Origin of the sequence: Microbacterium sp. ZW T5_45, from assembly GCF_044987415.1 — a bacterium.
Lineage (GTDB): Bacteria > Actinomycetota > Actinomycetes > Actinomycetales > Microbacteriaceae > Microbacterium.
Genome location: NZ_JBJDRJ010000027.1, coordinates 32,993 through 57,992, shown reverse-complemented (window position 1 = coordinate 57,992; position 25,000 = coordinate 32,993). Strand labels below are relative to the sequence as shown.

Annotated in this window: 20 protein-coding genes; 8 read left to right on the top strand and 12 right to left on the bottom strand. The window is 68.7% G+C overall.

The annotated features are described in order from the left end of the window. Positions 1–46: 46 nt before the first annotated feature. The 3 genes from ACI3KS_RS13870 to ACI3KS_RS13860 form a co-directional block, all read right to left on the bottom strand. The gene (locus tag ACI3KS_RS13870) at positions 47–1,408 is read right to left on the bottom strand and encodes an ABC transporter substrate-binding protein (protein WP_404919128.1); all 1,362 of its coding nucleotides are present in this window, start codon (positions 1,406–1,408) and stop codon (positions 47–49) included. Between the two features lie 65 nt (positions 1,409–1,473). Next, positions 1,474–2,361, bottom strand: a complete 888-nt coding sequence (locus tag ACI3KS_RS13865; protein WP_404919127.1) for a carbohydrate ABC transporter permease — start codon at positions 2,359–2,361, stop codon at positions 1,474–1,476. A gap of 1 nt (position 2,362) precedes the next feature. After that, positions 2,363–3,280: a carbohydrate ABC transporter permease gene (locus tag ACI3KS_RS13860; RefSeq protein WP_404919126.1), complete on the bottom strand. Its 918-nt coding sequence runs from the start codon at positions 3,278–3,280 to the stop codon at positions 2,363–2,365. A gap of 158 nt (positions 3,281–3,438) precedes the next feature. On the opposite strand from ACI3KS_RS13860, the gene ACI3KS_RS13855 reads away from it, so the two are divergent. Further along, positions 3,439–4,425, top strand: coding sequence for a LacI family DNA-binding transcriptional regulator (locus ACI3KS_RS13855; protein WP_404919131.1), 987 nt, complete (start codon positions 3,439–3,441; stop codon positions 4,423–4,425). A gap of 207 nt (positions 4,426–4,632) precedes the next feature. Continuing rightward, complete coding sequence (locus ACI3KS_RS13850) at positions 4,633–5,451, top strand: DUF559 domain-containing protein (protein ID WP_404919125.1); 819 nt, start codon at positions 4,633–4,635, stop codon at positions 5,449–5,451. 127 nt (positions 5,452–5,578) lie between these two features. On the opposite strand, the gene ACI3KS_RS13845 is transcribed toward ACI3KS_RS13850, so the two are convergent. From ACI3KS_RS13845 to ACI3KS_RS13815, 7 genes are all read right to left on the bottom strand, one after another. Then, positions 5,579–5,938 (bottom strand): Fe-S protein, encoded by a 360-nt coding sequence (locus ACI3KS_RS13845; RefSeq protein ID WP_404919124.1) that lies wholly within the window; start codon positions 5,936–5,938, stop codon positions 5,579–5,581. 62 nt (positions 5,939–6,000) lie between these two features. Further along, positions 6,001–6,474 carry a 6,7-dimethyl-8-ribityllumazine synthase gene (gene ribH, locus ACI3KS_RS13840; RefSeq protein ID WP_404919123.1) on the bottom strand — a complete coding sequence of 158 codons (474 nt, stop codon included), beginning with the start codon at positions 6,472–6,474 and terminating at the stop codon, positions 6,001–6,003. Further along, the gene (ribA, locus tag ACI3KS_RS13835) at positions 6,471–7,733 is read right to left on the bottom strand and encodes a GTP cyclohydrolase II (protein ID WP_404919122.1); all 1,263 of its coding nucleotides are present in this window, start codon (positions 7,731–7,733) and stop codon (positions 6,471–6,473) included. The genes ribH and ribA overlap by 4 nt, the downstream gene beginning before the upstream one ends. Further along, the gene (locus ACI3KS_RS13830) at positions 7,730–8,368 is read right to left on the bottom strand and encodes a riboflavin synthase (protein ID WP_404919121.1); all 639 of its coding nucleotides are present in this window, start codon (positions 8,366–8,368) and stop codon (positions 7,730–7,732) included. Before ACI3KS_RS13830 ends, ribA begins: the two co-directional genes overlap by 4 nt. Continuing rightward, positions 8,368–9,405: a bifunctional diaminohydroxyphosphoribosylaminopyrimidine deaminase/5-amino-6-(5-phosphoribosylamino)uracil reductase RibD gene (gene ribD / locus ACI3KS_RS13825; protein WP_404919120.1), complete on the bottom strand. Its 1,038-nt coding sequence runs from the start codon at positions 9,403–9,405 to the stop codon at positions 8,368–8,370. The genes ACI3KS_RS13830 and ribD overlap by 1 nt, the downstream gene beginning before the upstream one ends. Positions 9,406–9,694: 289 nt before the next feature. Further along, on the bottom strand, positions 9,695–10,558 hold the full coding sequence (locus tag ACI3KS_RS13820; protein WP_404919119.1) for an Fpg/Nei family DNA glycosylase: 864 nt from the start codon (positions 10,556–10,558) through the stop codon (positions 9,695–9,697). Between the two features lie 45 nt (positions 10,559–10,603). Continuing rightward, positions 10,604–11,182 carry a GNAT family N-acetyltransferase gene (locus tag ACI3KS_RS13815; RefSeq protein WP_404919118.1) on the bottom strand — a complete coding sequence of 193 codons (579 nt, stop codon included), beginning with the start codon at positions 11,180–11,182 and terminating at the stop codon, positions 10,604–10,606. 69 nt (positions 11,183–11,251) lie between these two features. On the opposite strand from ACI3KS_RS13815, the gene mfd reads away from it, so the two are divergent. The 6 genes from mfd (at position 11,252) to ACI3KS_RS13785 (ending at position 20,672) form a co-directional block, all read left to right on the top strand. Then, complete coding sequence (gene mfd / locus ACI3KS_RS13810) at positions 11,252–14,815, top strand: transcription-repair coupling factor (RefSeq protein ID WP_404919117.1); 3,564 nt, start codon at positions 11,252–11,254, stop codon at positions 14,813–14,815. 62 nt (positions 14,816–14,877) lie between these two features. Next, positions 14,878–15,036, top strand: a complete 159-nt coding sequence (locus tag ACI3KS_RS13805) for a hypothetical protein (RefSeq protein ID WP_404919116.1) — start codon at positions 14,878–14,880, stop codon at positions 15,034–15,036. 2 nt (positions 15,037–15,038) lie between these two features. Next, positions 15,039–15,305, top strand: coding sequence for a hypothetical protein (locus tag ACI3KS_RS13800; protein ID WP_404919115.1), 267 nt, complete (start codon positions 15,039–15,041; stop codon positions 15,303–15,305). Positions 15,306–15,510: 205 nt separating this feature from the next. Then, positions 15,511–16,125 (top strand): gamma carbonic anhydrase family protein, encoded by a 615-nt coding sequence (locus ACI3KS_RS13795; protein WP_404919114.1) that lies wholly within the window; start codon positions 15,511–15,513, stop codon positions 16,123–16,125. Then, positions 16,115–19,084: an aminotransferase gene (locus ACI3KS_RS13790; protein ID WP_404919113.1), complete on the top strand. Its 2,970-nt coding sequence runs from the start codon at positions 16,115–16,117 to the stop codon at positions 19,082–19,084. Before ACI3KS_RS13795 ends, ACI3KS_RS13790 begins: the two co-directional genes overlap by 11 nt. Positions 19,085–19,244: 160 nt before the next feature. Beyond that, positions 19,245–20,672: an APC family permease gene (locus ACI3KS_RS13785; RefSeq protein ID WP_404919112.1), complete on the top strand. Its 1,428-nt coding sequence runs from the start codon at positions 19,245–19,247 to the stop codon at positions 20,670–20,672. A gap of 70 nt (positions 20,673–20,742) precedes the next feature. Here the strand turns inward: ACI3KS_RS13785 and gdhA are convergent, their stop codons facing one another. Continuing rightward, positions 20,743–22,128 carry an NADP-specific glutamate dehydrogenase gene (gene gdhA, locus ACI3KS_RS13780; RefSeq protein WP_404919111.1) on the bottom strand — a complete coding sequence of 462 codons (1,386 nt, stop codon included), beginning with the start codon at positions 22,126–22,128 and terminating at the stop codon, positions 20,743–20,745. A gap of 110 nt (positions 22,129–22,238) precedes the next feature. Beyond that, positions 22,239–24,926, bottom strand: coding sequence for a phosphoenolpyruvate carboxylase (locus ACI3KS_RS13775; RefSeq protein ID WP_404919110.1), 2,688 nt, complete (start codon positions 24,924–24,926; stop codon positions 22,239–22,241). Positions 24,927–25,000: the final 74 nt, after the last annotated feature.

Here is a 25,000-nt window from a genome sequence, read left to right as displayed (position 1 = left end):
GGAGCAGGGGTGGGCGCGCCCGACGGCGCACCCACCCCTGGGGGTCCTACTTGTTGACGGCGAAGCCCTGGGCGTTGCCGTACTCGACGAGCGCGTCCTGCCAGGCAGTGAGGCCCTCGTTCAGGTCGCTGCCGTCCTGGTACGCCTGACCGACGGTGTCACCGAAGATGCTGTTCGCGTACACCTGGTACGGCAGGTAGTTCCAGCCCTCGACCACGTCGTCGGCCGCGGCCGCGAGGACCTCGTTGATCGCCTGTCCGCCGAAGTACTCGGGCGCGTCGGCGAGGAAGTCCGGGTCGGACAGCTCGGCCGTGGTCGACGGGAAGCCGCCGGACTCGAGGAACAGCGAGATGCTCTCCTCGGAATTGTTCAGCCACCACAGGAAGCCCGCGGCCAGAGCCGGGTTCTCGCTCTGCGTCGTGACCGCCTGGCCGCCGCCGCCGTTCTCTGCGCTCGCGGGGGTGCCGTCGTAGGTCGGCATGGGGGCGACGCGCCAGTCGCCGGCACCGTCGGGAGCACCCGAGATCAGGTTGCCGGGCATCCACGCGCCGATGATGAGGGTTGCGATGCTGCCGTCACCGAGCCCGCGGAACCACTCGTCGCTCCAGCTGGAGGTCGGAGCGACCAGGCCCTCGGAGACGAGGCGGTTCCAGTTCTCGGTCCACTTCTGGGTGCCCTCGTCCTGGAGGTCGATGGTCACGTCCGTGCCGTCCGTCGCGAACGGCTGGCCGCCCGCCTGCCAGATCATCGACGTTGCGAAGCCCGCGTCGCCGGTGTCGTTGGTGATGTACGCGTCGGGGTTCGCCGCGTGGATCGCCTTGGCGGCCTCGTAGTACTCGTCCCAGGTGGTCGGCACGGCGAGGCCCGCCGCGTCGAAGACCGACTTGTTGTAGAACAGCGCCATGGGTCCGGAATCCTGCGGCAGACCGTAGATCGCGTCGCCCGAGGTCACCGAGCCCCACGTCGATGCCGTGTAGTCGTCCTCGAAGTCGGCGAAGCCGTACTGCGACAGGTCGACGAACGAGTCGGTGAGCGAGAACTGCGGGAACGCCTGGTACTCGATCTGCACGACATCGGGCGCACCCGAGCCGGCCTTGATCGCGTTCTGGAGCTTGGTGTACTCGTCGTTGTTCGTGCCGGCGTTGACGACGTTGACCTTGACGTTCGGGTAGGCCTTCTCGAATGCGGCGGCCTGGTCCTCGGCGGACGGGGTCCACGACCAGTACGTGATCTCGCCGCCCTTCTCGAGCGCGGCCTCGACCGAGGCGAAGGTGCCGTCGCCGTCGGCAGCTCCGCCGCCGGAGGAGGAGTCGCCGGCCGAGCAGCCCGCGAGGGCGATGGCCGCCACGGTGCCGACCGCGAGCACGGAGAGTGCGCGCCGTGCGGCGGGTGAGGGAAGGTGCTTCATTGCTGTGTCCTTTCGGGAGGGTGGTCCGGCAGTGGACCGGGGGTGCTGCGAGATGCCGTCGGCTCCTACTTGACGCTTCCGGCGGTGAGACCTGATTGCCAGAAGCGCTGGAGCATCAGGAAGGCGATGACGATCGGGATGATCGTGAGCAGCGAGCCCATGATCACGAGGTTGTAGATCGGCTGGGATCCGGCGCCGATGGCCTGCGAGCTCCACTGGTTCAGACCCACGGTGAGCGGGTACCAGGCCGGGTCGGAGAGCATGATCAGCGGTAGGAAGTAGTTGTTCCACGTCGCCACGACCGTGAAGAGCGCCACGGTGACGATGCCGGGAGCGAGCAGCCGAAGGGAGATCGTGAAGAAGGTGCGGAACTCCCCGGCACCGTCGATGCGGGCGGCCTCCAGCAGCTCGGTGGGCACGGACTCGGTCGCGAAGACCCAGATCAGGTACAGACCGAACGGGCTGATGAGCGACGGGATGATGACCGCCCACGGCGTGTTCGTGAGCCCGAGTTCGCTGAACAGCAGGAAGGTCGGCACGGCGAGCGCGGTTCCGGGCACGGCGACCGCGCCGAGCACGATCGCGAACACGGCGGGACGACCGGGGAACTTGTACTTCGCGAGTCCGTATCCGGCCATCGTCGCGAGCAGGGTTGCGCCTCCCGCGCCGACGACGACGTAGAGCAGGGTGTTACCGAGCCAGCGCAGGAAGATGCCGTCGCGGTACTGGAAGGTCGCCGCGAGGTTGTCGAAGAACGCGAAGTCGTCGGCGAACCAGAGGCCGAACGAACTGAACAGGCCCGACTGGGTCTTGGTCGCGCTGAACAGAAGCCACACGAGCGGAATGAGCGTGTACAGCCCGTACACGATCATGACGATCAGCAGGACGTTCGACTTGCGCGGGTTCTGCAGCGTGTTTCGCGTGCGAGAGGGGCGGGCGAGGGGGAGTGCCATGTCAGCGCACCTCCGACTTCGAGCCGCGCAGCTGCACGACGTAGGCGATGACGGCGGTGATGACGCCCATGATGATGGCGATGGTCGCCGCGTAGTTGAACTGCTGACCGGCGAACGAGAGGTTGTACGCGTACATGTTCGGGGTGAAGTACGTGGTGATCACGTTCGGTGCGAGCGGGCGCAGGATGTTCGGCTCGTTGAACAGCTGGAAGCTGCCGATGATCGAGAAGATCGTGGCGATCACGAGCGCACCGCGCACCGAGGGGATCTTGATCGAGAAGATCGTGCGCCACGTTCCCGCGCCGTCGAGCGATGAGGCCTCGTACAGCTCGGTCGGGATGGTCTTCAGCGAGGAGTAGAAGATCAGCATGTTGTAGCCGACGAACTGCCAGGTGACGATGTTGCCGATCGAGACGAGGATCATGTCCCGTGCGAACGGCGCGAACAGGTCGAACCCGAGGAAGTCGTTGATGTTGCCGGCGAGCCCGAACTGGTCGCCGTAGATGTACCCCCACATGAGAACGGCGACGACAGCGGGAACCGCGTAGGGCAGGAAGATCAGGATTCGGAAGAAGGATGCTCCGCGCAGGCGGGCGCTGTCGAGGGCGAGAGCCGCGCCGAGGGCGAGCGCCAGCATGATCGGCACCTGCACCACGAGGAAGATGACGACCCGGCCGAACGCCTCCCAGAACTGGGGGTCGGTGAGCGCGCGCACGTAGTTGTCGAACCCGACGAACGCGTTGCCGCCGACGAGCTTCTCCTGGAAGAAGCTGAGGTACAGCGCGTAGGCGAGCGGGGTGAGGAACACCAGGGCGAACACGACCATGAACGGGCCGACGAAAGCCCATCCCTTCCAGTCGCGCTTCTCGCGGCGGCGGATGCTCAACGCTCCGGGTGCCGCAGTGATTTCAGTCGTCATCGACGGGGTCTTCTCCAGTTCGGGCGTGAGGGGTACGCCATGTGTCTACGTCAACATATGCGACGGACTGCTAGTGTGTCAACGTCAACACATGAACGGATGTGATCGTGTCCTCTGAAGCACCGACAGAGTCGCCGCAGCGCCGGCGGGATCCCTCGATGGAGGACGTCGCCCGCGAGGCGGGTGTCTCGGGCCAGACCGTGTCGCGCGTCGTCAATGCGCGCGGATATGTGGGAGCCGCGACCCGCGAGCGGGTCGAAGAAGCGATGCAGCGGCTCGGGTACCGGCCCAACAGCGCCGCGCGTGCTCTGCGTTCGGGCAGGTTCCGCACCATCGGCGTGGTGATGTTCTCGTTCAGCTCGTACGGGAATCAGCGCACCCTCGACGCGATCGCTGTGCGGGCCTCTGAGCTCGGCTATGCGCTCACCCTCATCCCCGTGCAGTCCAGCGCAAGGGAGACGGTGGCCGGCGCCTTCCGGCGGCTCGAGGAACACGCGGTCGACGGCGTCATCATCGTGATCGAGGCGCATCAGCTCGACGAGGCCGATGTCGAGATCCCGCAGGGGCTGCCGGTCGTCTTCGTCGATTCGAACCGCGGTGGCGAGCATCCGTTCGTCGACACGGATCAGGCCCAGGGGGCCAGGCTCGCCACCGAGCACCTGCTCGATCTCGGGCACGAGACCGTGTGGCACGTCACCGGTCCCGCGCAGTCGTACTCCGCCGAGCGACGTCGTGAGGCGTGGCAGGCCACCCTCGAGGCGAGGGGGCGCGCGGTGCCTGAGGTGATCCCGGGGGACTGGAGCGCCGATTCGGGCTACGAAGCGGGCCTGCGCTTGCGCGAGGATCGCCAGGTCACCGCGGTCTTCGCGGCGAACGACCAGATGGCGATCGGTCTGCTGCGCGCCTTCCGCGAGGCGGGGCGCGATGTGCCGGGCGACGTCAGCATCGTCGGCTTCGACGGTCTTCCGGACGCGGCTCAGCTGTGGCCGCCGCTGACGACGGTGCAGCAGCATCCGGAGCGCGTCGGCGCGCTGGCGGTGGATGCGCTGCTCGCCGAGCTCGATGGAGGGTCACGCGTGGACACGCCCCTCGTCGGCACCGAACTCGTGGTGCGCGAGAGCACGGGGGCGCCCCGGCGCGACTGAGTGCTCTTCCGGTCGCCGCGCAGCGGAGGATTTCTGCGCTGCGGAGGTCGATTCCACCGATTCCGACCTCCGGAGTGCAGAAGACCTCCGAATCGCAGGGCTGAATTCTCGTGCACGGATGCCCGTTCTCGAAGGTTCTCCCCACTTCCCGGTCTCGTAGAGCACTCCGGGCTCGGTGCCCGAACGGATGCTGGCACGCTCGCTGCCATGGACCTGCACGAGTTGATGGCTCCCGACGATGTGGTTCGTACGACTTCTCTGGTCTCTCGCGGCGCCACGAGGCATTCGATCGCGAAGGCGGTCAAGGCGGGCACCGTTCAGCGAGTGCGTCGAGGCTGGCTCGCCGGACCGAAAGCGGATCCGCTACTGGTGTCGGCGGCGACCCAGGGAGTCGTGCTCACCTGCGTCACGCAGGCAGCGCGTCTCGGGTTGTGGGATGTGCACCCGTCGGTTCCGCACGTGGCGGCTCCGCGTCATGCCGGCAGAATCGCCGTGGCTGCGCACGTGCACTGGGAGCGTCCGCCTCTCGCGCGGCACCCGGATGCACTCGCCGATCCGATCGAGAACACCCTTGCGATCGTGGCGCGCTGTCAGCCGCACGACTTCGCGCTGGCGGTGTGGAACTCGGCGCTGCGCGCGGGAGCCGTCGATCTTGATGTGCTCCGCAGACTTCCCCTCTCACCCGCCGCACACGCGCTGATCGAGGAGGCGGAGCCCTTCGCGGATTCCGGACTCGAATCGATCATGGTTCCGCGATTGCGGTGGCTGAATCTCCCGCTGCGGAGGCAGATCTGGATCGCGGGGCATCGTGTGGATCTGCTGATCGGCGAGAGGCTGATCGTGCAGATCGACGGCGGTCATCACGTGGGCGCCCAACGCACGAGCGACATCGAACACGATGCGCAACTGATGCTGATGGGTTACCACGTGATCCGCGTCGGTTACGAGCAGGTGATGCACCGCTGGGCCGACGTGCAGGACCTGATCATGCGGGCCGTGGCCATGGGACTGCACCTGAGGCGCTGAGGAGCCGCGCCTCGGATCTGCGGTTCGGAGGAGATCGGCCTTCGGGAGGTCGGAGCCCTCCGTTTCGTCCTCCGCAGTGCAGATCTCCTCCGAAACGACGGCCGGAGAAGCCGGGTTCGGGGTGGACTCAGCGCCAGATGGCGGCGATCCCCGCGTTCACGAGGGTCAGGATGCCGACGAGCCAGAACATCGCCGACGGCACGGAGCCGGTCTTGCGCTGCTTCGAGGTGCCGATACCGAGCAGGGCACCGATCGCGAGCAGCACCACGAGCTTGGTGCCGATCTTCGCGTAGTTCATCTCGACACCGTCGGGGAGTCCCCACGGAGCTGCGAGAGCGAGGCCGGCGACCGCCGCGATCGACATGCCGATGCTCATCAGCCGCGTGAACTCCCGCTTGCCGCCGAAGGCCTGCACAGCCCAGGCGCCGAAGAGCACGGCGAAGCCGATGAGGTGGACGAACAGCACGATGTGGCGCAGGGTCTCCATGACCTCACGCTACGATTCACCGGCGTGTCGGCGCCACCAAGGACACCCTGACCTGCCGGATGTCAGCCGCGCAGCTCCCGGATGACGATCGCCATGCGCAGCGCAGCGTCCGCCGCCTCGGCACCCTTGTCCTCCTTCGACCCCTCGAGACCGGCCCGGTCGAGACCCTGCTGCTCATCGTCGAGCGTGAGCACGCCGAATCCGACCGGCTTGCCGGCGTCGAGCGACACCCGGGTCAACCCGTCGGTCGTCGCCGAGGACACGTACTCGAAGTGCGGGGTGCCGCCGCGGATGATCACGCCCAGTGCGACGACGGCATCCGCCCCACCCGCGAACGCGGCCTGCGCCGCCACCGCCAGCTCGAACGAGCCGGGAACCCGCACCAGGCGGTGCGAGGCCTGCGCGGCATCGAGCGTGCGCACCGCCCCGGAGATGAGTCCGTCGGTGATCACGTCGTGCCACGTGCCGGCGATGATGACGACGTCCAGACCGCGTCCGTCGATGTCGCCGGTCCGGGGTGCTCCTGCGCCGCTCATGCGTGGTCCTTTCCTTCGGCGAGAGCCTCTGCGAGCTCCGCCTCTCCGATGATGTGACCCATGCGGTCACGCTTGGTCTCGAGGTACTGGTGGTTGTTCGGCCCGACTCCCACGATCAGGGGGACCTGCTCGACGACGTCGAGCCCGAGTTCGCGCAGCTGCGCGACCTTGTCGGTGTTGTTCGTCAGCAGCCTGACCTTCGACACCCCGAGGTCGGTGAGGATGCCGGCTGCAGCCGCGTACTCGCGGGCATCGGCCGGCAGTCCGAGAGCGAGGTTGGCGTCGACCGTGTCGAGCCCCTCCTCCTGCAGGCTGTAAGCGCGCAGCTTGTTGATCAGGCCGATGCCGCGACCCTCGTGCCCGCGCATGTAGATGACGATCCCGCCGTCCTGCTCGATCGCGTCGAGAGCGGCATCGAGCTGCGGGCCGCACTCGCACTTGAGCGAGCCGAACGCCTCGCCGGTGAGGCACTCCGAATGCACGCGAACGAGCGCGGTCTCGCCGGGCTCGCCCTTCACGACCGCGATGTGGTCGGTGCCGCTCACGCGATCCTTGTACGCGAGGAATCGGAACGTGCCGTGCGAGGTCGGCACGGTGGCGTCGGCTCGCAGGCTCACGCGGCGACTCGCCGTGGCGACGGCGCCCTGCGGGTCGATCTCGTTGAGGTGGGCGATGAGCTGCTCGATCGTGATCACCGGCACGCCGTCGCGGGCACCGAGCCCGATGAGCCCCGGCAGGCGCATCATGCTGCCGTCCTCGGCGACGACCTCGGCGATCGCTCCGACCGGACGCAGACCCGCGAGCTTCATCAGGTCCACCGCGGCCTCGGTGTGGCCGCTGCGCTCGCGCACGCCGCCGTCGACGGCACGCAACGGCAGCACGTGCCCCGGCCGGATGAGGTCGGTCGGCACCGACTCGGGGTTCGCCAGCACGTTCAGCGTGTGGGCCCGGTCGTGCGCGCTGATCCCGGTCGTGACGCCATGCGCGGCGTCGACGCTCACGGTGTACGCGGTCGAGCGGGCGTCCTCGCTCGCGGCGACCATCGGCTGCAGGTTGAGGCTGTCGGCCAGGTCCGTGGGCATGGGCGCGCAGATGAATCCTGACGACCAGCGCACGGTCCATGCGACCCACTCGGGGGTCGCGAGCTCCGCCGAGAGGATCACATCGCCCTCGTTCTCGCGGTTCTCGTCGTCGGCCACGAGCACCGGTCGGCCGGCGCGCAGCGCCTCGAGGGCGTCGGAGATGGTGGACAGGCTCATCGTGAGCCTCCTTCCGTTGCGGTGTCGTTCCCGCGGAACGCGAGCAGGCGCTCGACGTGCCGGGCGAGGATATCGGTCTCGAGGTTGACGCGGTCTCCCACGGCCCGACCGCCGAGCGTGGTCGCCGCCAGTGTCTCGGGGATGAGCGAGACCTCGAACCACGGCTCGGAGGCGGAGGGTTCGCTCACCGCGCTGACCGTGAGAGAGGTGCCGTCGACCGAGATCGACCCCTTGTCGACCACGAGGGGCGCGAGGTCGGCGGGCAGCGAGATGCGCAGCACGCTCCACTCGGCGCCGGGGCGCACATCGACGACCGAGCCGACCCCGTCGACATGGCCCTGGACGATGTGACCGCCCAGACGGGCGCCGACCGGCATCGCCTTCTCGATGTTCACGCGGGTCCCGACGGATGCTCCGCCGAGGGCCGCGACGTCGAGCGTCTGCTTCATGACGTCGGCGTCGAACGTGTCCTCCGTGGACCCGACGACCGTGAGGCACACACCCGAGACCGCGATGGACTCGCCGTGCACGGCATCCGCTGCCGCCCTCGGCGCGCGCACCGTGAGCCGCCATCCGTCGCCTGATGGGGCGATCGCGGTGATCTCTCCGATCTCCTCGATGATTCCGGTGAACATCAGGCGTCTCCTTCTTCAGGGGTCTTCTCGGCGGGACGTGCGACGGCGAGCAGGTCGGCGCCGAGCGGCACCCATTCGTCGACGGTCAGCCGCCGAGCGGCATCGATCGTCGGCACGCCGATGTCGGTGAGGGCGAGGCGGTCGCCGCCGAGCAGAACGGGCGCGAGGTAGGCGAGCACGCGGTCCGCCAGGCCGGCGGCGATGAACGCGCTCGCGAGCGTCGGCCCGCCCTCGACGAAAAGGCTCTGGACGCCCTTCGTGTGCAGATCGGCGACGATGCTCGGCAGATCGTGCGTCGCGTAGAAGAGCGGAGCGTGCGGATGCCGACGCACGGCCGCGTCCGCGGGCGTCTCGCGCGCGCCGATCACGACGGGGATCGGCTGGTGGGCGTGGAGCGCGTCGCCGTCGCGCGCCGTGAGGGCGGGATCGTCGGCGAGCACGGTTCCGGTGCCCACCACGATGGCGTCGGCTTCGGCGCGTCGGCGGTGCACGTCGGCCCTGGCCCCAGGCCCGGTGATCCACTGGCTCGTGCCATCGGCTGCCGCGGCGCGTCCGTCGAGGCTCTGCGCCCACTTGACGGTGACATGCGGGCGGCCGAGGCGCTGGGCGGTGAGCCAGCCGGAGATGAGTGCGTACGCGGCATCCCGCTGTTCACCGGATTCGACGTCGACGCCGGCCGCCCGCAGGCGCTCGGCGCCTCCGCCGGAGACCGCTCCCGGATCATCGAGCGCATAGACCACGCGCGCGATGCCCGCGTCGATCAGGGCGACTGCGCAGGGACCGGTGCGCCCGGTGTGATTGCAGGGTTCCAGGGTGACGACGGCGGTAGCGCCCTGCGCTGCGCCGGGGGCGAGCTTCGACAGCGCGTCCACCTCGGCGTGCGGAGTGCCGGAGCCGCGGTGCCAGCCCTCGGCCAGCACCTCGCCGTCGGAGGAGAGGATGACCGCTCCGACCTGCGGGTTCACTCCGCGCGGCCCGTTCGTCGCGAGTGCGAGCGCGCGGCTCATCGCCTGGCGCTCCGCCTCGTTCACTGCCATCCGTCGTCCTCCTTCGAGGCTCCGGCATCATCGATGTGGGAGGGAGGAGGTCACGAAGGACGCACTGCTGCGCCCCGTGCTGCCTCCCTTCCGGACTAGCGAGATGTCTCTCGCATCACCGTCGGTACCGGAATTCCACCGGATCGGCATCTCGGCTTCGCCGAGACGCTCGCGGACTGTCACCGCCGGTTCGGATTCCCACCGACCCCGGAGCACGTGTGTTGATCTGAGTGTAGTCAACGCGTCGGAGCGCATTTCATTCCGCGACATGCAACGACGCATGACGCGGTCATTTCAGCAGCCGTGAGAGTCGTCGATCGGCGAGCACCTTGCCGCCGGTCTGGCAGGTCGGGCAGTACTCGAGCGAGCGGTCGGCGAAGAAGACGCTCCGCACGGTGTCTCCGCATACGGGGCATGCCTCCCCGCGACGGGCGTGCACCTGCATCCCTCGGCGCTTGGCGTCCTTCAGGTCGGCCGGTGGTTTGCCGGACGCAGCGGTCACGGCATCCGTGAGGGTCGCGTGGATCGCGGCATACAGCCGATCGACCTCCTCGTCGTCGAGCTTTCCCGCGATCGCATAGGGAGACATGCGGGCCGCGTGCAGGATCTCGTCGGAGTAGGCATTGCCGATGCCTGCGATCACGGCCTGATCGCGCAGCAGCCCCTTGATCTGCATGCGCCGATCGATGAGCAGCCCCGCGAAGACGTCGCGTGTGAAGCCGTCGTCGAGCGGATCGGGACCCAGCCGCGCGATGCCGGGCACGTCTGCGAGGTCGCGGACGACGTAGACCGCCAGCGACTTCTTCGTGCCCGCCTCGGTGAGATCGAAGCCGCTTCCGTCATCGAGCGCCACGCGAAGCGCGATCGGAGACTTGCCCGGCTTGATCAGGGTGGTGGGCAGCGTCTCGTACCAGCGCAGCCAACCGGCCTTGGCGAGGTGGAAGACGAGATGCAACTCCTCACCGAACGACAGCACGACGAACTTGCCGAGTCTCCTTGCGCCCGTGATCGCGGCGCCGTGGAGCGCATGGATCGGGGGATCGTAGGTCTTGAGTGCGGCGATCGACGCCACGGTCGCGCGTTCGACCGTGCGACCTGCGGTGCGCTCGTCGAGGAATCTGGTCAGGCCCTGGACTTCCGGCATCTCCGGCATGGGTTCATCCTGCCACCGGCCACGGACACTGTCATCGGCTGTCGGTCAGACGTCGACTTCATCGAGCACCTGCCAGGCGACCGGTTTTCGATCATCGGTCGCCAGGAGGCCGCCGATCCAGCCGTCGTGCCGGATCCGCGGGCTCGTGAAGCCCTGTCGGAGGAGCCCCTCGTAGCGGAAGCCGAGCGCCCGCGCGGCACGGGCCGACGGGATGTTGCCGACGAGCGCGCGCCACGTGATCCGCGCGAGCCCGAGCTCGGAGAACGCCCAGTCGACCACGGCCCGCGCCGCTTCGGTCAGGTAGCCGTGACCGCGGGCATCCGCCGCCACCCAGAAGCCCAGTTCGGCCTCGCCACCGGCGTGGTGTGACGTGATGCCGTGGAGCCCGATCGACGCGATGAGCTCTCCTTCGCGGTAGGCGCACCAGACGGTCTGGCTTCCCTCGGCCCACCACTCGCCGACGAGGCGGACGTACTCCTCGGCATCCGTTCGTCCGTAGGGGCTCGGGACGGTGGTCCACCGAGCGATCTCCGGATCCTGGCACGCACGCTCGATCGCGTCCACATCCGCTGCGCTCGGCGCGTGCAGGGTCAGTCGCGGTGTCGTCAGAGTGACCGGTTCCATCCGTCCACTGTAGGGCCACCCGCTTTCCCGGCAGGTCTCGATGTCCGAGGCTGCGGATAGGCTTGACCGGTGACTGTTCCGGGGATTCTGCGCGCCTTGGAAGAGGCGTCTCTGTACCGCGACGCCCTCTCCTGGGCGCGGACCGACGCCGACCTCGGCCTCGTCGACGGACTCGATGCGCCTGCGCTCGCCGGCCTGCTCGCGAGGCGCGCCGCAGACGGCCATCCTGCGGCGCTGCTCGCCGTCGTCCCCACCGGGCGCCGAGCCGAGAGCCTTGCGCAGGCGCTCGCCGCCTATCTGCCCGATGCCGAGGTGCTGACCTTCCCGGCGTGGGAGACCCTGCCGCACGAGCGGCTGAGTCCGAGCCCCGACACGGTCGGTCAGCGGTTGCAGACTCTTCGCCGCGTCACGAGCTGGTCGGGCGAGCATCCCCTCGTCGTCGTCGCCTCGGTGCGGTCCGCGCTGCAGCCCATCGCCGGCAACCTCGGCGACATCGAGCCGCTCGAACTGAGAGTCGGCGGACGAGGGCATGAGCTCGACACCGTCGCGGCGCAGCTCGTCGAGCGCGCATACTCCCGGGTGGACATGGTGTCGCGGCGCGGCGAGTTCGCCGTGCGCGGCGGCATCCTCGACGTGTTCCCGCCGATCTCGGAGCACCCGTTCCGCGTCGAGTTCTTCGGCGACGAGGTCGATCAGATCCGCGCGTTCTCGGTCGCCGACCAGCGCTCGCTGCCCGGAGATATCGACCTCGTCGATCTGCCGCCCAGCCGCGAGCTGCTGCTGACCCCGGAGGTGCGCGACAAGGCGCGCGCTCTGAAGGACGCGTTCCCCGCGATCGCCGGGATGCTGGAGAAGATGGCCGAGGGGATCCCGGTCGAGGGCATGGAGTCACTTCTTCCCGCGGTCGCCGGCCCCCTCGTCTCCCTGGCCGAGTACTTCCCCGAGGGCAGTGCGGCGGCGGTCGTCGACCCTGAACGATCGACCGCGCGCGCGATCACCCTGGGCGACACGAACCGCGAGTTCCTCGACGCCGCGTGGAGCGCCGCCACATCGGGGGCCTCGGCGCCCATCGATCTCGGCGCGGGCGACTTCCTCACGATCGCGCGCTTCCGCGAGGCGGTGCACGACCGCGGAGGCGTCGTCTGGCGGCTGAGTCCGTTCTCCATCGGCGACGCCGACGTCGACGCCTCCGATGCGGCCGTCATCCCGTCGTTCCACGGCAACGTCGACGGCGCGATCTCCTTCGTCGACGGCAGGGTCGCCGACGGGTGGCGCGTCGTGATCGTGGCCGCGGGCCCCGGACTCGTCGATCGCGCGCGCGACGTGCTGTCCGAGCGGGGGATCGGTGCGCGCATCGTCGCCGATCTCGTCGACGCACCGGATGCCGGGGTGGCGACGCTGACGACCGGCTCTCTCGAGGCCGGATTCCAGGTACCGGACGCGAAGCTCGCGGTGCTCACCGACAACGAGTTCTACGGCCGCACGATCGGCGGCGATCAGCGCGTCGTCAAGAAGCTCGCCTCGCGGCGCAAGAACGTCGTCGACCCGCTGCAGCTGAAGCCCGGTGACTTCGTCGTGCACTCCACGCACGGTATCGGCAGGTTCGTCGAGATGACGCAGCGCGAGGTGTCCACGGGGGGACGCAACGCGACGAAGTCCGTGCGCGACTACCTGGTGCTCGAGTACGCGCCGTCGAAGCGCGGTTACCCGGGGGACAAGCTCTTCGTCCCCACCGACCAGCTCGACTCGCTGTCCAAGTACGTCGGCGGCGAGGCTCCGACGCTGTCGAAGATGGGCGGCAGCGATTGGGCTGCGGCCAAGGGCAAGGCCCGCAAGGCGGTCCGCGACATCGCGGTCGAGCTGGTGAAGCTCTACTCGGCGCGCATGAGCGCCAAGGGCTACGCGTTCGGCCCGGACACCCCTTGGCAGCGCGAGCTCGAAGAGGCGTTCCCGTTCGCTGAGACGCAGGATCAGCTGCAGACGATCGATGAGATCAAAGCGGACATGGAGCGTCCGATCCCCATGGACCGGCTGCTGAGCGGTGACGTGGGCTTCGGCAAGACCGAGGTCGCCGTGCGCGCGGCGTTCAAGGCGATCCAGGACGGCAAGCAGGTCGCCATGCTCGTGCCCACGACGCTGCTCGTCAAACAGCATCTCGAGACGTTCACCGAGCGCTTCGCCGGCTTCCCGGTGAAGGTGCGTCCGCTGTCACGGTTCCAGACCGACAAAGAGGCGCGGCTCACGCTCGCGGGGCTGCTCGACGGCACGGTCGACATGGTCATCGGCACGCACCGGATCCTCACCGACCAGGTCATGTTCAAGGACCTCGGGCTCATGATCATCGACGAGGAGCAGCGCTTCGGCGTCGAGCACAAGGACGCCCTGAAGAAGATGAAGACGAACGTCGACATCCTCGCCATGAGCGCGACACCGATCCCGAGGACGCTCGAGATGGCGGTGACCGGCATCCGTGAGATGTCGACGCTCGCGACGCCGCCGGAGGACCGGCATCCGATCCTCTCTTTCGTCGGGCCGCGCAGCGACAAGCAGATCGCCGCCGCGATCCGTCGTGAGATCCTGCGCGAGGGACAGGTGTTCTTCGTGCACAACAGGGTGCAGTCGATCCAGCGGGTCGCCGCGGAACTCGCGGAGCTCGTACCTGAGGCGCGCATCGCGGTCGCGCACGGGCAGATGGGCGAGCACCAGCTCGAGCAGGTCGTCGACGATTTCTGGGAGCGCAAGTTCGACGTGCTCGTCTCGACGACGATCATCGAGACCGGGCTCGACATCTCGAACGCGAACACGATCATCATCGACCGCGCCGACAAGTACGGACTCAGCCAGTTGCACCAGCTCCGAGGCCGTGTCGGGCGAGGACGCGAGCGCGCCTATGCGTACTTCCTCTACGACGACGTCAAGCCGCTCAGCGAGACCGCGGCCGACCGCCTGCAGACGATCGCGGTGAACAACGATCTCGGATCGGGCATGCAGGTCGCGCTGAAAGACCTCGAACTCCGCGGCGCGGGCAACATGCTGGGTGCCGAGCAGGCCGGGCACATCGCCGGAGTCGGGTTCGACCTCTACCTGCGCATGATCGGAGAAGCCGTGTCGACCTTCCGCGGCGAAGAGGTCGAGAGCGGTCAGGAGCTGCGGCTGGAGCTGCCTCTCGACGCGCGCATCCCCGAGACCTACATCGACAGCGAGCGTCTGCGCCTCGAGGCGTATCAGAAGCTCTCGGCAGCGTCGGCGGCGACCGCCAAGGATGAGGCGATCGACCTGGTGATCGCCGAACTCGTCGACCGCTACGGTGCCCTGCCCGAGGAGGTCGAGGGTCTCATCGCGATCGCGCGCCTGCGCCGCCGTGCCGCCAGGGCGGGGCTCACCGACGTGGTGACGATGGGCTCGAACCTGCGGATCGCGCCGGCCCGACTCGAAGACTCGATCAAGGTGCGCATGCAGCGGCTGTATCCGAAGGCGAAGCTCGTGGGCGGGGGAGACGCGCTCGTCGTGCCGATGCCGACCGTGCCGGCCGCCGTGGGCGTCGGCCTCGAGCCGCTCGCGGACACGGCACTTCTCGAATGGGTCGGCCAGCTCTTCACCGCGCTGTTCCCGGAGCCGGTGGCTGCGCAATAGCTCAGCGACTGTTGCGCGTCAACGGGGTGGGACACCCCGCCGCGCCGCGCCAGGCTGACGGCATGTGGACGCTGCTGATCATCCTCCTGGTCATCTGGGCCGGGGTCTCGGTTCTCGGATTCGTCGTCAAGGGCCTGTTCTGGCTGGCGATCATCGGGATCATCCTGTTCATCGGGACCGTGATCTTCGGGATGCTGCGACGCGGCCGCGTGAGGAGCTGACGATGTCGATGAACACGAAGAAGCAGATCAGGAAAGCCGCGGAGCTGACGGCGTGGAACCCGCTGCGGCTGCTGGCGGGGTGGGGCGTGCGCAGCAGCCACGCCTACACCGCGGGCTTCATCTCCATCGGGATCTCCTTCCTGTCATGGATGATCTCCCGCAAGGCCGACGACCCCAAGGCGCAGTCCGACCGTTGGGGTCTTTTCGTCGGCGAGTGGGCCCCGACCTTCTTCGCGATCGGCCTCGCGCTGAAGCACGAAGAGGACTGATCGATCGGCGGATGCCGCCGGATAGGGCGTCCGCGGCATCCGCCGGTCGTTCGAACCCGCGCGCCCTCCAGTGCGCACCCCGCGCGTCGCGCCCCGCCACCCCGCACACGCCGGGTTCCGTGTCGAGCCGCGATCGGGAGACCCCGCGACCCCCGCCGGGGGCGGATGCTGCGCCTGGAGCGGGCGGCCCCACTAGTCTGGCCGCATGCTGTACGAGCACCTGGGGGCTCGGCCCCGGATCCATGACACCGCCGTCATCGCTCCCACCGCCGTCATCTCGGGCGATGTGGAGATCGGTGCGAACTGCCAGATCCTGCACGGCGCCGTGATCACCGCCGAGGGCGGCCCCATCACGATCGGCGACCATGCGATCGTGATGGAGAACGCGCTGATACGTGCGACCGCGGCCAACGCGGTGCACATCGGATCGCACACCCTCATCGGCACTCTCGCGAGCGTCGCCGGAGCCACGGTCGGTGACGAGGTGTTCCTCGCCTCCGGTGCCCGCGTCTTCAACGGCGCGGTGATCGGCGAGCGCTGCGAGGTGCGGGTGAACGCGATCGTGCATCGTAGGGCCGTGCTGCCCGCGGGCACGGTCGTCCCGATCGGCTGGGTCGCGGTCGGAGATCCGGTGCGTCTGCTCTCGCCCGATCGTGATGAGGAGATCGCCGCCGCACAGCCTGAGCTGGACTTTCCCGGCCACGTCTTCGGCGTCGACCGCGACACCCCCGACCTGATGGTGCAGCTCACCGAACGGTACGGCAGCTCTCTCGCACGCCATGCCCACGACACGAGGATCGGAGGCGCCGATGAGCGCTGAACAGGGAGGCGGCCTGGTCCGTCCGGACGTCGATGAGGCGGACGCCGCCACCATCGCGCGGGAGTGCTATGGACTCGAGGCCGTCGCGCGCGAGCTGGGCAGCAACCAGGACCGCAACTTCGTGCTCATCGAGCTGGACGGCGCCCGCAGCGTGCTGCGTGTCGACAACCCGGTCTTCGGCGACGAGGCCCGTGATGCCCAGCACACGGCCCTCGACGCCTACCGACGTGCCGGCGTCTCGGTCCCCGCCGTCCTCCCCGGTCTCGACGGGGAGCTGACGCAGCGCTGGCGAGGATTCGCCGTCCGGCGCAGCCAGTTCGCCGAGGGGGAGCCGATGGTCGACGCCGGGTACTTCGCTCCCGCGGTGCTCGCCGATTTCGGCACGCTCGCTGCGGCATCCGTCAACGCGCTGTCGCACCTCGAGCATCCGGGGCTCGACCGCCCGCAGATGTGGGACATGCGCGTCGCCCATGACGAGACGCTCGCGCTGGAGAACGCGATCACGGATGCCGAGCTCAGGGCTCGCGTGCGCTCCGCGGCCGACGATGCCCAGGCGGTGATCGCCGCCGTGGAGTCCGCGCTTCCGGTGCAGCCCATCCACGGCGACCTCACCGACGACAACGTCACCGGGGTGCGCGGCAGCGATTCGCGACTGCACCCGCGGACCGTGCTCGATCTCGGTGATCTGGGCCTGGGATGGCGGGTCGCGGAGCTCGCCGTCTGCGTCTCGTCGATGCTGCATCACGAGCCGGACCGCCCCCTCCGCGTGCTCGAGACGATCGCCGCATTCCACGCGGATGCACCGCTCAGCGACGCCGAGGCGCGGGCGGTGTGGCCGCTCGTCGTGCTGCGCGCCTCGCTGCTCGTCGCGAGCGGCTGGCGACAGCTCGAGATCGACGGCGACAACGACTATGCGCGCGAACGCATCGCGACAGAGCAGACGATCTTCGACGCCGCGACGCTGCTGCCCCTCGGGGAGATGACCGAGGCGGTGCTTGACCGCCTCGGCGTCGATGCGACGGCCGCGCCGTTCGCCTCCGCCCGAGATGCCGCGCCGCTCGGCCCGCTGCTGCCCGGACTGGACGGCCCTGTGACCGTCCTCGACCTCGGCGTCGAATCACCGGCCCTCGACGAGGGTCTGTGGCTGTCGTCGGATGCCGAGGCGGGGCTCGTGCGCACGGCTCTCGACGACGGCGCCGCAGCGGTCGTCCTCCCTTACGGTGCGTTCCGCCTGAGTCGAGCCGAGATCGACAGCGCCACGGCCGCGCCGACGTGGCCGGTCGAGACCGAGATCCACTTCCGCGCGGGGGGACGGATGCCGGTCGCTTCTCCGCATGCGGGCCGTGTGCAGCCGACCTCGGACGGCGTCCGCGTGATCGTCGACGACGCGTGGACGATCGAGATCCGCGGTGTCGCCGCAGACGCCGCGGCAGACGGAGCGGGAGCGGCACAGGTCGGGCGGGTGGTCGAGCCGGGCGAGGGGATCGGATCGGTGCCCGCCTCTGACGGCATCCGCACGATCGCCGTCGGTATCCGTCGGACGGATGCTCCGGCCGCGACAGGCAGCGCGGCCCAGCTCGTCGAGCCCGAACGGGTCGCCGCCTGGGCGCGGCTCACCGCCGATCCTGCCCCAATGCTCGGCCTCGAGTCGCGGGGTCAACGCGATCACGCGGCGGAGGAGCAGCGGCGACGCGAGCGGTTGTTCGCCTCGGCGCAGGAGCGCTACTACGAGCGCCCGCCCGAGATCGAGCGCGGCTGGCGACATCATCTCGTCGACACCACCGGCCGCGCCTACATCGACATGGTCAACAACGTCGCAGGGCTCGGACACAGTCATCCGAAAGTCGCCGACGCCGCGAACCGGCAGTTGCGCACGCTCGGGACGAACTCTCGCTTCCTCTTCCGCGACCTCGCCGAATACAGCGAGCGTCTGCTCGCGCTGATGCCGGAGGGCAGCGGTTTCGACACCGTGCTGCTGGTGAACAGCGGCTCGGAGGCCGTCGATCTCGCCATTCGACTCGCGCAGGCCGCGACCGGTCGCCGCACCGTGGTCTCGCTCCGCGAGGCGTACCACGGTTGGACGATGGCGAGCGATGCGGTCACGACGAGCGCCTATGACAATCCGTATGCTCTCGAGACCCGGCCCGACTGGGTGCACGTCGCCGATGTGCCGAACGCCTATCGCGGCACCCACCGCGGAGAGGGGGCCGCGGATCGCTACCTCGCGGATCTCGACGACGACATCGCCGGTCTCACTGCGGACGGGCGCGAGATCGCCGCCTTCCTGTGCGAGTCGATCCTCGGGAACGCCGGGGGAGTGCTCCTCGCGGACGGCTACCTGCCGGGCGCGTACGAGCGCATCCGGGCCGCAGGCGGTCTGTGCATCGCGGATGAGGTGCAGGTCGGATTCGGCAGGGTGGGGTCGTCGTTCTGGGGCTTCGAGGTGTCGGGGGTGATCCCCGACATCGTCACGATCGCGAAGCCGATGGGGAACGGCTACCCGATCGGCGGCGTCATCACCACGAAGCGCATCGCGGATGCTCTGGCGACTCAGGGACAGTTCTTCTCGTCGGCAGGAGGCAGCACGGTCAGCTGCCGGGTCGGGATCGCGGTGCTCGACGCCATGGTCGAGGACGACCTGCAGCGCAACGCCCTCGTGGTCGGTGAGCGTCTCGCGAACGGCCTGCGGGAGCTGACGACGCGGCATCCGCTCGTCGGCCCCGTTCACGGCGCCGGTCTCTATCTCGGGGTGGAGCTCGTCCGTGACCAGGACACACTCGAACCCGCCGCCGCCGAAGCCGCAGCGATCTGCGAGCGTCTGCGCGAACTCGGAGTCATCGTGCTGACGACCTCCGAGCGCTCGAACGTTCTGAAGATCAAGCCGCCGCTGTGTCTGACCCCCGAGAGCGCCGATCATGTCGTGCGGATGCTGGATTGGGTGCTGTCCGAAGGCTGGTGATACGCCGGAATCTTCGAATCGCGTATCGAACGTTCGTGTTAAATGCGCATTTCGAATCAGATTTGGGTCTAGTCCTAGGGATTACTCGGGGTACATACTGTTCGACAACGTCGGGCGATCAGAGATCCGACCCTTTCGTGGTCCGCGGAGGAGCAGACAGATGACGATGAAGACCAAGCCGCTCGCCCAGGGGGGTGGAACCCTCAAGCGCAACCTCGGCCTGTGGGCGATCGTCGGCCTCGGCCTGGGGTACATGACCCCGACAGTCGTGTTCGACACGTTCGGCATGGTGGCGCGCGACACCGACAACGCCGTGCCCGCCGCCTACTTCGTGGCGCTGATCGTCATGGTCTTCACGGCCATCAGCTACGGCAAGATCTCGGCAGCGATCCCGAGTGCGGGTTCCGCGTACACCTACGTGCGCGAATCGATCCACCCGAACGTCGGATTCATGGTCGGGTGGACTTCGCTCATCGACTACGTGCTGCTGCCGATGGTGAACTGCTTGATCATCCGCAGCTACCTGGAAGCCATGTTCCCCGACATCCCGGGCTGGATCTGGGTCGTGCTCTACTGCATCCTCGTGACGTCGGTCATCTACCTCACGATGCGTGGCACGTCGAACCTCAACATGATCCTGCTCGTGTTCTCGATCATCGTCATGATCGTGTTCGTCGTCCTGGTCGTGGCCCAGCTCGGCCAGGGGGAGGGCGCAGCGACCGCGATCTCGGCGGCTCCGTTCCTGCATGACGGGGTCACCATGGGCGCCGTTCTCATGGGCGCCACGATCGTCTGCTTCTCGTTCATCGGGTTCGACGCCGTCACGATGTATGCGGAGGAGGCGAAGGACCCGAAGATCATGCCGAAGGCGATCCTGCTCACCGTGCTCATCGGCGGTGGCATCTTCCTCGTCGCCTCGTACGTCTCGCAGTTGCGGTTCCCCGACTGGAACGAGTTCGCGCCGGGTGGCGACATGCAGTTCGTCGAGGACTCGACCCTGCCGATCATCGGTCAGCTCGTCGGCGGCGACGTGCTGATGGCGGTGCTCACCGCCGCCGGGTTCTGCGCGACGCTCGCCTCCGGCCTCGCCTCGCACGCCTCCGTCTCGCGGATGCTGCTGGTCATGGGCCGCAACAACGTGCTGCCGCAGAAGGTGTTCGGCTACATCAACCCGCGCACGCACACCCCGACGTTCAACATCGTGCTCGTCGGGGCCATCTGCCTGCTCGCGATCCCGTTCACCCTCGAGCTCATCGCCGCCTGGATCAACTACGGTGCCCTGATCGCGTTCACCTTCGTGAACATCTCGGTGTTCGCCTGGTTCGCCATCCGCAAGGGGCGCCGCCACACGCCTCGGGACATCTTCAACTACATCGTGATGCCGGCGATCGGAATGCTGCTGACCGGCCTGCTCTGGGTCAACCTGCACCCGGATGCGCTCATCGGAGGCATCACCTGGACCGTCCTCGGCGTGATCTACCTCGCGGTGATCACGAAGGGCTTCCAGCAGAAGGTCGTCGCGTTCGACGAGAACCAGGCGGTGACCGGGTACAACAAGGTCATCAAGGTGCCGATCGACGAGAGCTGACGGCCTCCCGCATGACGACGGCGGCCTCCCTGCGCATGCAGGGAGGCCGCCGTCGTGCGATCCGGTCGGATCAGATGACGCCCTGGGCGAGCATCGCATCGGCGACGCGCTCGAAGCCGGCGATGTTCGCGCCGGCGACGTAGTCGCCCTCGACGCCGTAGCGTTCCGCGGCCTCGAACGACGCGCTGTGGATGTCGGCCATGATGTCGCGCAGCTTCTGCTCGCTCTCGGCGAAGGCCCAACGCTGACGCGAGGCGTTCTGGCTCATCTCGAGCGCAGAGGTCGCGACTCCGCCGGCGTTGGCGGCCTTGCCTGGAGCGAAGAGCACTCCGGCCTGCTGGAAGGCCTCCACGGCCTCGGGGGTCGACGGCATGTTGGCGCCCTCGGCGACGGCGCGGACGCCGTTCGCGATGAGAGCGCGCGCCGAGTCGCCGTCGAGCTCGTTCTGGGTGGCGGCGGGCACCGCGATGTCGACCGGCACCTCCCACACGGTGCCGCCTTCGACGAACCGCGCGCTCGGGCGGCGCTTCGCGTACTCGACGATCCGAGCGCGCTCGACCTCCTTGATCTGGCGGAGCAACCCGAGATCGATACCCGCGTCGTCGACGACATAGCCGGAGGAGTCGGATGCCGTGACGGCGGTGGCGCCGAGCTGGGTGGCCTTCTCGATCGCGTAGATCGCGACGTTGCCCGAACCCGAGACGGCGACGCGCTTGCCCTCGAGGCTCTCGCCGTGCACGGCCAGCATCTCCTGCACGAAGAACACGGCCCCGTATCCGGTGGCCTCGGTGCGCACCTGCGCTCCACCCCAGCCGATGCCCTTGCCAGTGAGGATGCCGGACTCGTGACGGTTGGTGATCTTGCGGTACATGCCGAACATGTAGCCGATCTCGCGGCCGCCGACACCGATGTCACCCGCAGGCACGTCGGTGTGCTCACCGATGTGGCGGTAGAGCTCGCCGATGAACGATTGGCAGAAGCGCATGACCTCGGCGTCGCTCTTGCCGTGCGGGTCGAAGTTCGAGCCGCCCTTGCCGCCGCCGATGCCCTGACCGGTGAGCGCGTTCTTGAAGATCTGCTCGAATCCGAGGAACTTGATGATCGAGATGTTCACCGAGGGGTGGAAGCGCAGGCCGCCCTTGTACGGGCCGAGTGCCGAGTTGTACTGCACCCGGTAGCCGCGGTTGACCTGCAGCTTTCCGGAGTCGTCGATCCACGGCACCCGGAACAGGATCTGGCGCTCGGGCTCGACGAGCCGTTCGAGGATGCCGTTGTCGGCATAGTCCGAGCGACGCTCGAGCACGGGGCCGATCGAGTGCAGCACCTCGTGCACGGCCTGGTGGTACTCGGGCTCGTTCGGGTTGACGGCCAGGACCGTGTCGAAGACCGGCTGCGCCAGGTCGCTCAGGGGGTGGAAGTCGGCGGAAAGATCAGTCACGCGTGTGCTTTCTGACATGGGGGATGAAGGGAACAGCGATCGTGTCGCGTGAGAGCTCGCCGGATCGGGCGAAAGACACACTCTACCTGCCGGCTCGATGAGCCGTTGCGGTCACGCGACGCTCGCGCTCACCCGGTGTTCTGCAGTCCGGCGGCGACGCCGCTGACCGAGAGGAGCAGCAGTCGACGCTGTTCCTCCTCCGAGCCCGAACCCGTGGCCGTCTCCGGCGCGCGCAGTGCACGCAGGGCCCGAAGCTGCAGCAGCGAGAGCGCGTCGACGTAGGGGCTGCGCAGCTGGACGGCGCGCTGCAGGACGGGCTTGTTCACGAGCAGGCCCTCGCCGCCGGTGAGCCGGACGACCCACTGCCGGGTGAGAGCGAGCTCGTCGAGCACGAGCTGGGCGAGGTCGTCGCGGTCGCCGAGTGCGAGGTACTCGCGGGCGATCCGCTCGTCCGTCTTCGCGAGACTCATGGCGACGTTATCGACCATCGTCTGCAGCAGCGGCCATTCGCGGTACGCCTCGGCGAGCAGGGCCTCGTCGCCGACGGCCTCGAGTGCGGTGCCCAGACCGAACCAGCCCGCGAGGTTGATGCGGGCCTGGGTCCAGGCGAACACCCACGGGATCGCGCGGAGATCCTCGAGCGACTCGACCGACAGGCCGCGCCGGGCGGGCCGGGATCCGAGGGCGAGGAGTCCGATCTCCTCCATCGGCGTCACCGTGGCGAACCACGGGGCGAAGCCCTCGGCCTTCACCAGCGAGAAGAAGCGCTCACGCGACGACCGGTCCATGATCGCGGCGATCTCCGCGTAGCGGGCGGCCGCGCCGCTGGTGCGGTTCTCGACGGTCGGGGACGAGGCGAGCAGCGTCGCCGCGGCGACCTGATCGATGTGGCGCATCGCGATGGCCGGCTCGCCGTAGCGGGCGAAGATGACCTCACCCTGCTCGGTGAGCTTGAAGCGACCGTCGACCGAGTGCGGCGGCTGCGCGAGGATCGCCGAGTTCGCGGGACCTCCGCCGCGGCCGAGCGCGCCGCCGCGGCCATGGAACAGGGTCAGCACGATGCCGGAGTCCTTGGCCCAGAGGGCGATCTTCTCCTGCGCCTCGTAGAGAGCGAGGTTCGCGGCGACGGGACCGACGTCCTTCGAGGAGTCGGAGTAACCGAGCATGACCTCCAGGCGGTTGCCGGTGTCGGCCATGCGCGCCTGGAACTCGGGGAACGTCACGGCCTCGGCGAGGATCGCGGGCGCGGCCTGCAGGTCGGCGAAGGTCTCGAACAGCGGCACCACGTCCAGTACCGGGGCATCGTCGCCGAGTGCATGACGGGCGAGGCGGTGCACGTTCGCGAGGTCGGAGGCCGCCTGCGTGAACGACACGACATAGCGACCGGCCGCGCGCAGACCGCGATCGCGCTGGATCTCGGCGATCGCGCGGAACACTTCGAGCACCTCTTCGGTCTGCGCACTGACCGGCTCCCCGCTCTCGAGCTCGGCGAGCGCCTTCGCGTGCACCTGCGAATGCTGGCGCACCTCGAGCTCGGTGAGGTGGAAGCCGTAGGTCTCCACCTGCCAGATCAGGTGCTGCACGCCGCCGAAGGCGTGACGACGCGCACCCGCGTCGAGGAGGGAGGCCTGCACGGTGCGCAGGTCGTCGAGCAGTTCCTCGGGTCGCTGGTAGCCGCGCTCGTCGTTCCTGCGCTTCGCCGCCACGCGGCGGGCGAGCACGAGGAGGGTGCGGCGGTAGGGCTCGCCGGGCGAACGCTTCGCGAGGTCGGAGGCCGCCTCGGGCTCGTCCGCGGCGAAGGCATCCCAGATCGCGGTGACGCCGGCGGACGGCGGGGTGTCCTCCGCATCGAGCGTGAGCGTGCGGCCGATGCGCTCGAGGGCGTTCTCGAGGCCGCGCAGCACGTGGTCGGAGGCGATCTGCGATGCCTCGCGGGTGACGGATGCCGTGACGAACGGGTTGCCGTCGCGATCGCCGCCGACCCAGGAGCCGATACGCACGAACGGAGGGATGATCGGCGCGCTCGATCCGGACTCGTCTCCGCGCAGGGCGTCGTCGATGCGCCGGTAGACGTGAGGCACCGTGGTGAACAGCGTCTCGTCGAACACGGCCATGACGGTGCGCACCTCGTCGGTGGGCGAGGGCTTCTGCGAACGCAGCGGTGCCGTGCGCCACAGGGTGTCGATCTCCTCGAGCATCCGTCGGCGGGCTCGACGCTGCTCGGACCCGCCTTCGCTCGCGGCATCGTGCTGGGTGAGCAGCTCCGACAGGCGGCGGATGCTCGACGACACCGCGCGGCGGCGGGCCTCGGTCGGGTGGGCGGTAAACACCGGGTGGAACCGCAGCCCCTCGAGACGGCGCTGTGCTTCGTCGTCGCCGATCTCCGAGCGCAACTGCGCGTACGCGCCTGCGACGGTGTCGGTGGCGCCGGCGCGCCCCGGCTGACCGGCGCGTTCCCGGAGCACGCGGATGCGCTGGTGCTCCTCGGCGAGGTTGACGAGGTGGAAGTAGCAGGTGAACGCTCGGGCGACCTCGTCCGCTCGATCGACGGTGAACGACTCGGCGATCGCGGCCGCACGCCCGAACGCATCGGAGGTCTCCTCGTCGTACGCCTGGATGGTCGCGAGTCGCAGGCGCTCGACGTCCTCGAAGAGGTCGTCGCCGCCGGACTCGCGCAGCACCTGGCCGAGGAGGGACCCGAGCATGCGGACGTCGGAACGCATGGCATCGGGAATGCCCTGGCCGGCTTCGAATCGTCCGATCACGCGGATCGCCTCGGTGTTCGTGGGCTCGGGGAAAGGCTGTGCGGAGGTCACCCTTCGAGCGTAGCCGGACACGTGGGCGTCTCCGTTCCGCATGACGTACGGCGACGACGTGCGGATGCCGCGCC